Genomic DNA, 13,235 nt, shown 5'->3' on the forward strand with positions numbered 1-13,235 from the left:
TATGTCCACCGCAGCCAAAAGCCTGCTTATTCTGACGTTGCTCAGCGCTATCGCCGCCTTGCTGCTGCCGGAAGCCCCCCAGGCCAATGCAGCTCTGATCATCTGCGGCTCAATGTTCAGCCTATTCCTGTTGGCGCTGTTGGCCGGGCGCAAGATCAAGTTCGACCCGGTATTGCGCTGACCCCCTTCTCGCTCAGTATGACCAGCAGCCCCTCCAGGGTTGTCGTCAACTCACCCGAATTGTCTAGACGCACGACCTGCTCCTCATCCAGCCAGGCAGCAGTGGCAAATTTTTCATTGCGCTGCAGGCGACGCTCTATCTCCGGCAGGCTTTCCCTGCCTCTACGCAGCAGGCGACGGCGCAATACGTCGGTATCGACCATCAGAACTATCGGAATTAAATCAGGATAACGCTCCCGCGCTTGAGGCAAATGACCTCTAGAGCCGTTGACCAGCACATTCTGCCCCTGCGCCAGCCAAGCATCGATCTGCGCGGGAATGCCATAACCCAGACCATTGGCTCGCCAAAACAAGGCAAAATCGCCCCGAGCCACCCGTCGCTCAAACTCCTCGGCAGTGACCCCCAACGCCTCCTCGCCCACCGACTCGGCCGAGCGCGTGATCACCCTTCTTACAACCTCACATCCCAACGCACTTAAAGGCTGCCTGGCCGCATCAATCAGGCTATCCTTGCCGGCCCCTGAAGGCCCCATCAAATAAATCACTCTACCCGGCATAGGCTGCCGCTCCGGACAGCACAACTAGTAAATCGGCCATTTGCCACTATCCTCTAACAGGTAGGGATTACACTCTCACCCGCATAGCATGCACCTTCGCCCGTGCACTGACACTCCCGTCGAATGGGAGAATGCGGCCAACAACGCGGGCCCGGCGATCTTTTCAAACCAGTCCGCATTTCTGATAATTGGTGCTGGCATAACGCCTTTATCCAGTTCAATATTTGTCACAGAATTGACGCCAAGGATCTGGCAATTTTGAGGCATGATGCGGGCCTCTTAACAATTCAGGTTGAACATTTGGCAATCAGGCTTGTCCTAAAAGACAGCCCGCGGCCAATTCCGAGAACCGCTCCCCTGAACTAACCGGTTAAATATATGCGCCCATTGAAACAGGCAATTTATTCCAGCCGTACGGCTGACAAGTTCGTCGTACGTCTACCCGACGGGATGCGTGAACGCATTGCCGAGGTGGCTCGCAATCATCACCGCAGCATGAACTCCGAAATCATCGCGCGCCTGGAACAGAGTCTTATTCAGGAAGGTGCCTTGGGTGAAGAGTTGAGCATGCGCCTGGATAGCCCTGAGCTGTCCTTGCATGAACGCGAACTGCTTCAACGCTTCCGTCAACTCTCTCATCGCCAGCAGAACGCTTTGGTTTCGCTGATCGCCCATGACGCCGAAATGGCCGCAGACGCCAACTGATTTCACCCTGAAAGCTCAAGCCAGCCTAGCCGCTGGCTTTTTTTTGCCTGCGATAAAAGCAACGAAGCGCCATAAAGGCGCTTCGCGAATAAACCGATGTGCGAGGCTGGCTCAGAGCAGGAAGATCGTCGCCAAACCAAGGAAGATGAAGAAGCCACCGCTGTCGGTCATGGCAGTAATCATTACGCTGGCCCCCATTGCCGGGTCACGCCCCAAGCGCGCCAGCGTCATGGGAATCAGAACCCCCATCAGGGCCGCCAACAGCAGGTTCAGGGTCATCGCGGCGGTCATCACCACTCCCAACGACCAACTCCCGTAGAGCATGTAGGCGACAACACCGATCACCCCACCCCAGACCAGACCATTGATCAGGCCTACTGCCAGTTCCTTGCGCATCAGGCGTGAAGTATTCCCAGTACTCACCTGGTCCAAGGCCATGGCCCGGACAATCATGGTGATGGTCTGATTACCCGAATTGCCGCCGATACCCGCAACAATTGGCATCAGTGCCGCCAGGGCTACCAGCTTTTCGATAGAGCCTTCGAACAGACCAATCACTCGAGACGCGACGAACGCGGTAATCAGATTGATTGCCAGCCAGGCCCAACGGTTGCGCAGGGACTTCCAGACCGAGGCGAAGATATCCTCCTCTTCCCGCAGACCGGCCATATTGAGAACTTCGGTCTCGCTCTCCTCACGAATCAGGTCGACCATTTCGTCAATGGTCAAACGGCCGATCAGCTTGTCGTTCTTGTCAACCACCGGGGCCGAGATCAAGTCATAACGCTCAAATGCCTGAGCCGCATCGTAGGCATCTTCATCCGGATGAAAGCTCACCGGGTCGCTGGCCATGACTTCCGCGACCTGCTTGTCCGGATCATTGACCAACAGACGCTTGATCGGCAGGACACCCTTGAGCACGCCGTCGTAATCCACCACAAACAGCTTGTCGGTATGGCCCGGTAGCTCCTTGAGACGGCGCAGGTAGCGCAGAACCACTTCAAGACTGACATCCTCTCGAATCGTCACCATCTCGAAGTCCATCAGCGCACCGACCTGCTCCTCGTCATAGGAGAGCGCAGAGCGAACTCGCTCACGCTGCTGGCCGTCAAGGGCTTCCATCAACTCATGGACGACGTCTCGCGGCAGCTCGGGAGCCAGATCAGCAAGTTCGTCGGCGTCCATCTCCTTGGCAGCAGCCAGGAGCTCGTGATCGTCCATGTCGGCGATCAGGGTTTCACGTACGGAATCGGATACTTCGAGAAGGATGTCGCCGTCACGCTCGGCCTTGACCAACTGCCAGACGGTCAGGCGCTCTTCAAGAGGCAAGGCTTCAAGGATGTAGGCAACGTCGGCAGAGTGCAGATCATCGAGCTTGCGCTGCAATTCGACGAGATTTTGCCGATGGACCAGGTTCTCGACCCGATCGTGATGGTGACCTTCCTGACGGTGCGTCAGGTCTTCAACCACCCGCTGGCGCTGCAGCAGCTCAACGACTTGAGCGAGGCGGTCTTGCAGGCTTTCCTGCGTTTTCTTTACTTCTACTTCGGTCATAGGCGAACTCCACTCCCAGCAGAGGAGCACGCCGGAAGGATCAATCAGTCAGTTCATGATTGTGAAAACGGGATACTGAGTAACTACTGGGTAAGTCCATGGAGGTATTCCACAAGCCCCGGCGGGGCTGACGGGCGCAATGATACACCGCTTGGCAGTTTTAAACGTTAAAAAATCGCGGCAAGAACAAGCGCTTGCGGCATAAACCTGAGTAGTGTCCGAATCTATGAAACTGCGACGCCCCGGCAGAAAAAGAAAACACACACCGGGAGAAAAAAGTTCGGCGACAGGCAGAGCATTCGACTTCCGAAGACCAAAGCCGTTCCAGCCGGACGAGCAAGAAGAACGACAAATAAATAAAACGCAGAAAGCAAAAAGCCCGCATCTTTCGATGCGGGCTTTCTGGTGTATGGTGCACTCGACAGGATTCGAACCTGTGACCGCTCGGTTCGTAGCCGAGTACTCTATCCAGCTGAGCTACGAGTGCATTTTGTGTTTTTAGACCAGACCACAACTGGCTGAAGCCAAGTTAACTACATTGCTGCAACTAACTCTTAAATGGTGCACTCGACAGGATTCGAACCTGTGACCGCTCGGTTCGTAGCCGAGTACTCTATCCAGCTGAGCTACGAGTGCATTTGTTGCCGCGCATTATAGGCCGTTAAATCTTTTTGTAAAGCACTTTTTCTAGTAATTTCAACAACTTACAGAAGAAGCCAGATTACAACGTACTAAACAAATAATGGCGGAGAACGGGGGATTCGAACCCCCGACACCCTTTTGAGGTGTACTCCCTTAGCAGGGGAGCGCCTTCGGCCACTCGGCCAGCTCTCCGCAACACGGGGCGTATATTAACCAGCTTTCTCCCCGTTTGCAAACAAAAAAAACGATAAAAATTAATGGCTTGGTTCTTCGTCCTTCTCTTTCTTTATCCGCAGGTAAATTTCCTCACGGTGAACCGCCACTTCTTTGGGGGCGTTGACACCAATACGCACTTGATTACCTTTGACGCCGAGCACGGTCACAGTGATCTCGCCATCACCAATGATCAGGCTTTCTGCGCACCGACGAGTCAGAATCAGCATACCTTTCTCCTCACGCATTACATTTTCAGGGACTACAGTCTGCAAAAAAAAGGGTGTCGGCCTACAACCTGGTCGGCTGCAGTCCTACACGCCTAAGTATTGACTAGCACGGGCAAAAGAACAGTTTCTGCCGTGCCGATCAAAAACACAAAGGGCGCGGTCAGACCGCGCCCCTTTCAAACACCTATCACTCGCCCTGGCGGGCTGGAGCGTCAAGCTCGAACGCGGTGTGCAACGCACGCACTGCCAACTCCAGGTACTTCTCTTCGATCACCACCGAAACCTTGATTTCGGACGTGGAGATCATCTGGATGTTGATACTTTCCTTGGCCAGGGCTTCGAACATGCGGCTTGCCACACCCGCGTGGGAGCGCATGCCAACACCAACGATCGAGACCTTGGCAATATTGGTATCACCGACCACCTCACGGGCGCCGATCTCACGGGCGGTGTTTTCCAGCACAGTCTGGGCCGCCAGGTAGTCATTGCGGTGCACGGTGAAGGTGAAGTCGGTGGTGTTATCGTGCGAAACGTTCTGCACGATCATGTCGACTTCAATGTTCGCCGCACTGATTGGGCCGAGAATCTTGAAGGCCACGCCAGGATTGTCTGGCACGCCACGGATAGTCAGCTTGGCTTCATCGCGGTTGAAAGCGATGCCGGAAATGATCGGCTGTTCCATGGATTCCTCTTCATCAATAGTAATGAGGGTGCCCGGACCCTCCTGAAAGCTGTGCAACACGCGCAGCGGAACGTTGTACTTGCCAGCAAACTCGACCGCGCGGATCTGCAGCACCTTGGAACCGAGGCTAGCCATTTCCAGCATCTCTTCGAAGGTGATCTTGTCCAGGCGCTGAGCCTTGGGTACCACACGTGGATCAGTGGTATAGACGCCATCTACATCGGTATAGATCTGGCACTCGTCAGCCTTCAGGGCCGCTGCCAGCGCCACACCGGTGGTGTCGGAGCCACCACGACCCAACGTAGTGATGTTGCCGTGCTCGTCAACGCCCTGGAAACCGGCAACCACAACCACACGCCCGGCCTTCAGGTCACCACGAATCTTCTGATCATCGATCTGTAGGATTCGTGCTTTATTGTGAGCGCTATCGGTAAGAATGCGCACCTGGTTGCCGGTGTAGGACACCGCCGGAATACCACGCTTGATCAACGCCATGGCCAGCAACGCAATGGTCACTTGCTCGCCGGTGGAGACGATCACATCCAGCTCACGGGGAACCGGTTTGGCTTCGCCACTGATCTGCTTGGCCAGATCGATCAGGCGATTGGTTTCGCCGCTCATCGCCGACAGCACGATCACCAGGTCATCGCCGGCTTCGCGGAACTTCTTCACCTTGTCGGCGACCTGCTCGATCCGCTCGACAGAGCCGACCGAAGTGCCTCCAAATTTCTGTACGATCAAAGCCATTTTCTAAGCCGCCTCAGCCCGTAAAGGGGCGCCCGTTAATCAATCAAACTGCACAGCGCAAGGGCCCGCCACTAGACGACGGGCCCGGCTCGGCGCCTTAAATACCCTGTTCGACAAATGGCACGGTCAGGGCCAGTGCCCCATCCAGCGCAGCAGCATCAACACCACCGCCTTGAGCCATGTCTGGACGACCACCACCCTTCCCACCCACTGCCGCAGCGGCTTGTTTCATCAAATCACCGGCTTTGAGTTGGCCAGTCAGGTCCTTGGTTACACCCGCAACCAGTACGACCTTTTCCTCATGGACACTGCCGAGCAGGATCACTGCGCGGCCGAGTTTGTTTTTCAACTGATCCACCAGCGCCAACAGCGCCTTGCCGTCCTGGCCGTCAAGACGCGCAGCCAGCACTTTCACGCCCTTGACGTCTGCCGCTTGAGCGGACAGATCATCACCCGCCGCACTAGCTGCCTTGGCCTGCAGTTGCTCAAGCTGCTTCTCCAGCAGACGATTGCGCTCCAGCACGGCCGACAGTTTGTCGATCAGGTTGTCACGGCTGCCCTTGACCAGGGTCGCCGCTTCCTTGAGTTGTTCTTCCGCAGCGTTCAGGTACGCCAAGGCCGCAGCACCGGTGACCGCTTCGATACGCCGTACGCCGGAAGCCACACCGCCTTCGCTGGTGATTTTCAGCAGACCGATGTCGCCGGTACGGTTGGCGTGGATACCGCCGCACAGCTCAACCGAGAAATCACCGCCCATGCTCAGTACGCGCACACTGTCGCCGTACTTCTCGCCGAACAGCGCCATGGCCCCCTTCTTCTTGGCGGTATCGATGTCGGTCTCTTCGGTTTCCACCGCCGTATTCTTGCGAATCTCGGCGTTGACGATGTCTTCCAGGGCCTTGATCTGCTCGGGCTTGATCGCTTCGAAGTGGCTGAAGTCGAAACGCAGGCGCTGACTGTCCACCAGCGACCCCTTCTGCTGTACATGCTCGCCCAGTACCTGGCGCAGTGCGGCGTGCAGCAAGTGGGTGGCCGAATGGTTCAGCGAAGTGGCGTGACGCACGTCGGCATCGACCTGAGCTTCAACCGGAGCACCCACAATCAGGCTGCCCGACGCCAGTACGCCGTGGTGCAGGAACGCACCACCGGTCTTGGTGGTGTCGCGCACATCAAAACGTGCACTGCCAGCCTGCAGGTAACCGCAGTCACCGATCTGTCCGCCGGACTCGGCGTAGAACGGAGTCTGGTCAAGAACCACAACCCCTTCTTCGCCTTCATTAAGTACGTCGACCGATTGCCCTTCTTTATAGAGGGCGACCACTTTGGCCGAACCGCTGGTGGCGTGATAGCCGGTGAACTCGGTGGCCACATCGACCTTGACCAGACTGTTGTAGTCCATGCCGAAGGAGCTGGCGGAACGGGCACGTACACGCTGGGCTTCCATCTCGCGCTCGAAACCTTCCTCATCGAGGGTCAGGCTGCGCTCACGGGCGATGTCACCGGTCAGGTCCATGGGGAAACCGTAGGTGTCGTAGAGCTTGAACACCACGTCGCCCGGCACTACCGAGCCTTCGAGTGCCGCCAGATCCTGTTCGAGGATCTTCAGGCCCTGCTCCAGGGTCTTGGCGAACTGCTCTTCTTCAGCTTTCAGCACGCGTTCGATATGCGCCTGCTGGGATTTAAGCTCTGGGAAGGCTTCGCCCATTTCGGCCACCAGGGCCGCGACGATCTGGTAGAAGAAGCTGCCCTTGGCCCCCAGCTTGTTGCCGTGACGGCAGGCACGACGAATGATCCGTCGCAGCACATAACCACGACCTTCGTTAGACGGCAGCACGCCGTCGGCAATCAGGAAACCGCAGGAACGGATGTGGTCGGCCACCACTTTCAGCGACGCCTGGGCATCATTGGTGCAACCAATGGCCTTGGCTGCCGCGTCCAGCAGGCTCTGGAACAGGTCGATTTCATAGTTCGAGTGCACATGCTGCAGCACTGCGCTGATCCGCTCCAGGCCCATGCCGGTGTCCACCGACGGCGCCGGCAGCGGGTGCAGAACGCCATCGGCGGTGCGGTTGAACTGCATGAACACGTTGTTCCAGATTTCGATGTAGCGATCACCGTCCTCTTCAGGCGAGCCGGGTGGGCCGCCCCAGATATCGGCGCCGTGATCGTAGAAAATCTCGGTGCAAGGGCCGCACGGGCCAGTATCGCCCATGGTCCAGAAGTTGTCGGAAGCGTAAGGCGCGCCCTTGTTGTCACCGATGCGCACCATACGCTCGGCCGGCACCCCGACTTCCTTGGTCCAGATGTCGTAAGCCTCGTCGTCGCTGGCGTAAACCGTGACCCAGAGCTTTTCCTTCGGCAGGTTCAGCCACTTGTCGGAGGTCAGGAAAGTCCAGGCGAAAGTGATGGCGTCACGCTTGAAGTAGTCACCGAAGCTGAAGTTGCCCAGCATTTCGAAGAAGGTGTGGTGACGAGCGGTATAACCGACGTTTTCCAGGTCGTTGTGCTTGCCGCCGGCGCGGACGCACTTCTGGCTGCTGACAGCGCGGGTATAAGCGCGCTTTTCCTGACCCAGGAAGCAGTCCTTGAACTGGTTCATCCCCGCGTTGGTGAACAGCAGGGTGGGGTCGTTGCCTGGGATCAAAGAGCTGGAGGCTACACGGGTGTGGCCTTGCTCTTCGAAGAAGCGAAGGAAGGCTTCACGGATTTCTGCGCTTTTCATTAGGTTCTTCCACGGAGACTGCGGCCAAAGGCCTGTGCGCAACGTCAACAGACGAAACGACGGCAAAGGGCCGCATTATATCGGCGTTAATCACTTGGTACAGCGTGTTTGTACGATACAAACAGTCAATTGGACGGAGAACACTGTCAGTTACGGGAAAACTCGGCAAAAGTGCTCACCACTTGTTCGATTTGCCCGGAACTGACATTCAAATGGGTTACCAGGCGCAGCCGTGACGCGGCGCTGAGGCAGATCCCTCGCTCGGCGGCGAACGCCTTGAGGGCTTCCGCCCGTTCCCCCATCTGCACATACACCATATTGGTCTGCACCGGTTCGACACTGAAGCCCGCCTGGCTCAGCCCCTGTGCCAGCAACTGCGCATTGGCATGGTCATCCGCCAGACGCTGTACCTGATACTCCAGGGCATACAGCCCCGCTGCTGCCAGCCCACCGGCCTGGCGCATGCCACCGCCGACCATCTTGCGCAGGCGCCGCGCCTTGTCGATCAGCTCACGAGAGCCGCACAACACCGAGCCCACTGGCGCACCGAGGCCCTTGGACAGGCACACCGATACTGAATCGAAGTGTTCGGTGATCACCCGGGCATCCACCCCCAGCTTCACCGCCGCGTTATACAGCCGTGCACCATCCAGGTGCAGGGCCAACCCCCGCTTACGGGTAAAAGCCCGAGCCTGGGCCAGGTAAGCCAGGGGAAGCACCTTGCCCTGCATGGTGTTTTCCAGGGCCAGCAAGCGCGTGCGGGCAAAATGAAAGTCATCGGGCTTGATCGCGGCCGCCACCTGATCCAGGTCCAGGGAACCGTCGGCCTGAAGCTCCAGCGGCTGAGGCTGGATCGATCCCAGCACCGCGGCGCCACCCCCTTCATATTTATAGGTATGGGCCTGCTGGCCGACGATGTACTCATCGCCTCGCTCGCAGTGGGCCATCAAGGCCAGCAGATTGCTCATGGTGCCGGAAGGTACAAACAGGGCAGCGGCGAATCCCAAGCGTTGTGCCAGTTCCGCCTCCAGCTGATTGACCGTCGGGTCTTCGCCGTAGACATCGTCTCCGGTACGGGCGCAAGCCATGGCCTCGAGCATGCCCGGGGTCGGCTGGGTCACGGTGTCACTACGAAGATCGATCACGCTCATCACATCTGGCTCCGGCTACGGGGGACCGCAAGGTCCGCGCTAAACAGGGGGAATTCCCTTTCGAAACGAATTACTGCGGCCCCACGGACGATTAATCAAGCAGCAACTGTAGAAAACCTTGCGCCACAGGGTGAAAAATCCGATGAACATTATCCAAAAGACGCAATGCTTCCCCGCCAAATCTGTGTTAAAAACTCACCGCCCGCGAAAAACTCGCGGGCAATCGTTCTCAGGGCGGGGTGTAATTCCCCACCGGCGGTAATTGCGCGCAATGTGCATAGCCCGCGAGCGCTTGGCGATGCCCGTGGCAAGGCCACAGGTGACGACAAGGTCAGCAGACCCGGTGTGATTCCGGGGCCGACGGTCATAGTCCGGATGAAGAGAGAACGGGATTGGCGCCAAAGGGCCGTTGTCGGACAGCTTGTGGGAAATCCACGGCCGTTCTGCGCGCACCCTTAAATCCCATTCGATTCATATACGCCCTGTTTTTCATACAAACAGGAGTCAGAACAGATGCAACCCACCGCAATCGATAGCAAAAGCAAACACCACCCCAACGAGCGCGTCGCCTTTATCCAGGCCTGCTGGCACAAGGAAATCGTCGATCAGAGCCGCCAGGGTTTCGTCGCGGAAATGCTCGCCCAGGGTTATCAGGAAAGCGATATCGACTTCTTCGAAGTCGGCGGCGCCTTCGAGATTCCTCTGCACGCCAAACTGCTGGCCAAGTCCGGTCGCTACACCGGCATCGTCGCCGCGGGCCTGGTAGTGGACGGCGGCATCTACCGTCATGAGTTCGTCGCCCAGTCGGTAATCAGCGGCCTGATGCAGGTGCAGTTGGAAACCGAAGTGCCAGTGTTCTCCGTGGTGCTGACCCCGCATCATTTCCATGCGGGTGAAGAGCATCAGAAGTTCTTCTTCGAGCACTTCGTGCACAAGGGTCAGGAAGCAGCGAAGACCTGCGCCGATACCCTGCAGAAGGTTCGGGCCCTGCGCCGCAATGAGCAGCATGCGGTTGCCGTTTAAGCGATAAGAGCATCGCCGGCAAGCCCGCTCCTACAGAGTTGTTCAGGAGTCGGCCTGCCGGCGAACCTCAGGCCAGGCCGTCAGCCGTGGTCGGCACAATCAGAATCCCTGCACGCAGGCCGTTCTTGACCTTAGGGTTGGGAAAAATGATCCGCGCGCCCTCTTCCTCGATGACCCAACGGGTCTGGGCGATATCCTCGGCCAGCAGGTAACCCACTTCCAACTCGGAAAAGTTCTCGACGTCCGCCGGCAAATGCAGGTGGAAGCTGTCGCTGTGCTTGATGATTTCCCGCGCCACGCTGAACAGTTGCAAACCGTCGAGACTGTCCTGCTCCGCTCCAGGCTCGGTGCCTTCGATGATGTGCTTGAGACGGGTTTCCAGGCGCTCGACATTGACGCCCTGGTTCTGCCCGAATGGCCGCGCCTTGCCCAGTTCCAGCGTGAAGGACTCGGCCCCCAGTTGATCGTAGGTGTAGGCACTGAAGACGATGGAAGGCTTGTTTTGCAGCAGCACCGCCTCCATGCCGGCGGCCCGCAGGCGCGACAGTTCACGGCGCGAATGCCGGCGCCCGTCCTTCCACGGATAGAGGGCAAACTGCTCGATCTTCGAACCACGAATCGCCGTGTGCAGATCGTAGTGCAGGCGTTCGCGATCCGGCAGGTTGAAGAAACTTGCCGCCAGACGCTCCAGCTCGCAAGCCCGCAGGGCTTCGAAACCACTGCTCAACTCATGCCGGCCGTTGAACAGCCGATTGACGTCCTGCTCGACGAATCGCTCGCCACGGCGCATGGCCTCGGGGTTGCCGAACAGGAACAGAATGCGGGCCCTGGGCTTCAAGTCGCCCCGGGCAATGTCATGCAACAAACGGTCGAGCAGCTCGATGGGAGCCGTCTCGTTGCCGTGGATACCGGCGGACAACAACAGGTCCAGACCGTTATCCCGAGCTTCGGGCGGCCGTACTTCCAGGGCGCCCTCGCTCAGCCAGCGCATGCGCACGCCGTCGACAGTCAGTTGAGTCTTCTCTGCCGGTTCACGGCCGGCGAGGGTCAGTTCAAGCAGTTTGCCGAGGGCGAGCATAAAGCGGCTTCCTTAGTGAGCGTGACCGCAGTCAGGGCCATGCACGTGATCATCTTCACCAGCGTCGGCCGGTTCCATTTCCAGTTGCAGGCTGACCAGGTTGGTGGCCAGCGGACGCAGCAGCAGGCTGGCGTATTCGGCATCGCCCTCTTCCACGTCCACGCCGATCAGCAATTGGCCACGGCCGTCCTGCTGGATCCACACTTCCTTGCCCTGCCACAGCACCGCGAAGCGGGTGCAGGAGGTTTGCAGTTGGGTGCCGTCGGTGTCTTCAAGGATCAGTTGCAGGGTATCGCTCATGGGGTCGTTCTCATCTGGGGTGAAGCGGAGCGCCCGGATCAGCCGGGCGCGGGCTTTCAATTGATCTGGAAGGGATAAACCGCGCCCAGTTTAAGGATTTGCGTCAGTTCATCCAGTGCCGTCCGGCATTCAAGCAACAGCTGCGGGTCCGCCAGATCACTTTCACTGAGGCGGTCGCGGTAGTGCTTGCCGACCCATTGGGTCAGGGTGTCGTACAACGGCGCGGTCATGATAACCCCAGGATTGACTGCCGCCAGCTCGGTTTCATTAAGAGCCACCCGCAGACGCAGACAAGCCGGGCCACCGCCGTTCTGCATGCTCTGCTTGAGATCGAAAACCTTCACTTCACGGATCAGGCCACCCGAGCTGGTGAGGCTTTGCAGGTACTGCCAGACCCGCTCGTTGCTGCGGCACTCTTCCGGCACGATCAGCAGCATCGAACCATCGGCACGGGACAGCAGTTGGCTGTTGAACAGGTAGGAGCGCACCGCATCTTCCACCGTCACCTGCGAACGCGGTACACAGATCGACTGGAAATTGCCGCCGCGCTTGCCCAGTTTGCCCTGCAGTTCAGCGAGCATCTTCTCGGTCTCGAGGAAGGCATCCTCGTGATAGAACAGCACCTCGCCATTGCCCACGGCGATCACGTCGTTGTGGAACACGCCCTGGTCGATCACCGAAGGATTCTGTTGGGCATAGACCACACCCTCCTCGCTCAGGCCATGCAGACGCGCCACGGCTTGCGAGGCTTCCAGGGTCTGACGCGCCGGGTACTTCTGCGGTGCCGGGTAGCGGTTGTCGAAGGCGCTGCGACCGAAGACGAAGAACTCGACACCGGCCTGGCCGTAATCACGGCAGAAACGGGTGTGATTGGCCGCGCCTTCATCACCGAACTGCGCCACCGCCGGCAACGCCGCGTGATGGGCGAAATGTTTCTGGTCGGCGAACATCGCCCCCAGCACGCGACTGGTGGTCGGGTGCTCGATGCTGCGATGGTACTTGCAGTTGAGGTTGGCGGCGGTGAAGTGCACACGACCGTCAGCCGTGTCGGCGCTTGGGCTCACCGTGGCGGCATTGGCCACCCACATGCTCGAAGCGGAGCAACTGGCCACCAACAACGGCATCGCCTGCTTGGCGGCTTGCTGAATGACTTGCGCATCGGTCCCGGCAAAACCCAGGTTGCGCAAGGCCGCGACATCGGGCCGCTCTTGCGGAGCGAGCACGCCTTGCTGAAAGCCCATTTCCATCAGCGCTTTCATTTTCGCCAGGCCTTGCAGCGCCGCTTCCTTGGGATTGGAGCCCTGCTGGCTGTTGCTCTGGGAGGCGACGTTACCGTAGGACAAACCGCCGTAGTTATGGGTCGGCCCCACTAGACCGTCAAAATTGACTTCATAGGATTTCATCAGCGAGGCTCCACGAATCTGTTTGTTATAGGCATCGGTTCAACACAG

At 58.4% G+C, this 13,235-nt stretch carries 12 protein-coding genes, 3 tRNA genes and 1 riboswitch; of the genes, 3 read left to right on the forward strand and 12 right to left on the reverse strand.

The genetic code is table 11. The features are described from left to right. Position 1 precedes the first annotated feature (1 nt). Positions 2–181, forward strand: coding sequence for a PA3371 family protein (locus tag P7C00_RS24180; protein ID WP_346632327.1), 180 nt, complete (start codon positions 2–4; stop codon positions 179–181). On the opposite strand, the gene phnN is transcribed toward P7C00_RS24180, so the two are convergent. Beyond that, the gene (gene phnN, locus P7C00_RS24185) at positions 156–737 is read right to left on the reverse strand and encodes a phosphonate metabolism protein/1,5-bisphosphokinase (PRPP-forming) PhnN (RefSeq protein WP_346632328.1); all 582 of its coding nucleotides are present in this window, start codon (positions 735–737) and stop codon (positions 156–158) included. The genes P7C00_RS24180 and phnN overlap by 26 nt on opposite strands. A gap of 378 nt (positions 738–1,115) precedes the next feature. On the opposite strand from phnN, the gene P7C00_RS24190 reads away from it, so the two are divergent. Continuing rightward, complete coding sequence (locus tag P7C00_RS24190) at positions 1,116–1,442, forward strand: Arc family DNA-binding protein (RefSeq protein WP_016968184.1); 327 nt, start codon at positions 1,116–1,118, stop codon at positions 1,440–1,442. A gap of 111 nt (positions 1,443–1,553) precedes the next feature. Here the strand turns inward: P7C00_RS24190 and mgtE are convergent, their stop codons facing one another. The 8 genes from mgtE to ltaE all read right to left on the reverse strand — a co-directional run bounded on the left by mgtE (position 1,554) and on the right by ltaE (position 9,383). Next, positions 1,554–2,996 (reverse strand): magnesium transporter, encoded by a 1,443-nt coding sequence (gene mgtE / locus P7C00_RS24195; protein WP_346632329.1) that lies wholly within the window; start codon positions 2,994–2,996, stop codon positions 1,554–1,556. 410 nt (positions 2,997–3,406) lie between these two features. Continuing rightward, positions 3,407–3,483: transfer RNA gene (locus tag P7C00_RS24200), tRNA-Arg, on the reverse strand. Positions 3,484–3,555: 72 nt separating this feature from the next. After that, positions 3,556–3,632, reverse strand: a tRNA-Arg gene (locus P7C00_RS24205). A 107-nt stretch (positions 3,633–3,739) separates the two neighbouring features. Then, positions 3,740–3,830: transfer RNA gene (locus P7C00_RS24210), tRNA-Ser, on the reverse strand. Positions 3,831–3,892: 62 nt separating this feature from the next. Further along, positions 3,893–4,081, reverse strand: a complete 189-nt coding sequence (csrA, locus tag P7C00_RS24215) for a carbon storage regulator CsrA (protein WP_002554426.1) — start codon at positions 4,079–4,081, stop codon at positions 3,893–3,895. Between the two features lie 187 nt (positions 4,082–4,268). After that, on the reverse strand, positions 4,269–5,510 hold the full coding sequence (locus P7C00_RS24220) for an aspartate kinase (RefSeq protein ID WP_102860691.1): 1,242 nt from the start codon (positions 5,508–5,510) through the stop codon (positions 4,269–4,271). A gap of 97 nt (positions 5,511–5,607) precedes the next feature. After that, positions 5,608–8,232: an alanine--tRNA ligase gene (gene alaS, locus P7C00_RS24225; protein ID WP_346632330.1), complete on the reverse strand. Its 2,625-nt coding sequence runs from the start codon at positions 8,230–8,232 to the stop codon at positions 5,608–5,610. Positions 8,233–8,378: 146 nt separating this feature from the next. Then, positions 8,379–9,383 carry a low-specificity L-threonine aldolase gene (ltaE, locus tag P7C00_RS24230; protein ID WP_404937505.1) on the reverse strand — a complete coding sequence of 335 codons (1,005 nt, stop codon included), beginning with the start codon at positions 9,381–9,383 and terminating at the stop codon, positions 8,379–8,381. 221 nt (positions 9,384–9,604) lie between these two features. Next, positions 9,605–9,775, forward strand: a riboswitch (FMN riboswitch). Positions 9,776–9,896: 121 nt separating this feature from the next. On the opposite strand from ltaE, the gene P7C00_RS24235 reads away from it, so the two are divergent. Next, entirely contained in the window at positions 9,897–10,406 is a 510-nt protein-coding gene (locus tag P7C00_RS24235; protein WP_404937506.1) for a 6,7-dimethyl-8-ribityllumazine synthase, read from the forward strand. Between the two features lie 67 nt (positions 10,407–10,473). Here the strand turns inward: P7C00_RS24235 and astE are convergent, their stop codons facing one another. The 3 genes from astE to astB are packed head-to-tail and all read right to left on the reverse strand — an operon-like array spanning position 10,474 to position 13,187. Then, positions 10,474–11,484 (reverse strand): succinylglutamate desuccinylase, encoded by a 1,011-nt coding sequence (gene astE / locus P7C00_RS24240; protein WP_346632332.1) that lies wholly within the window; start codon positions 11,482–11,484, stop codon positions 10,474–10,476. Between the two features lie 12 nt (positions 11,485–11,496). Beyond that, entirely contained in the window at positions 11,497–11,784 is a 288-nt protein-coding gene (locus P7C00_RS24245) for a topoisomerase II (RefSeq protein WP_102860686.1), read from the reverse strand. Between the two features lie 56 nt (positions 11,785–11,840). Further along, positions 11,841–13,187 carry an N-succinylarginine dihydrolase gene (astB, locus tag P7C00_RS24250; RefSeq protein WP_346632333.1) on the reverse strand — a complete coding sequence of 449 codons (1,347 nt, stop codon included), beginning with the start codon at positions 13,185–13,187 and terminating at the stop codon, positions 11,841–11,843. Between the last annotated feature and the right edge of the window lie 48 nt (positions 13,188–13,235).

The organism is Pseudomonas sp. JDS08PS003, assembly GCF_045013505.1.
Classification (GTDB): domain Bacteria; phylum Pseudomonadota; class Gammaproteobacteria; order Pseudomonadales; family Pseudomonadaceae; genus Aquipseudomonas; species Aquipseudomonas protegens_B.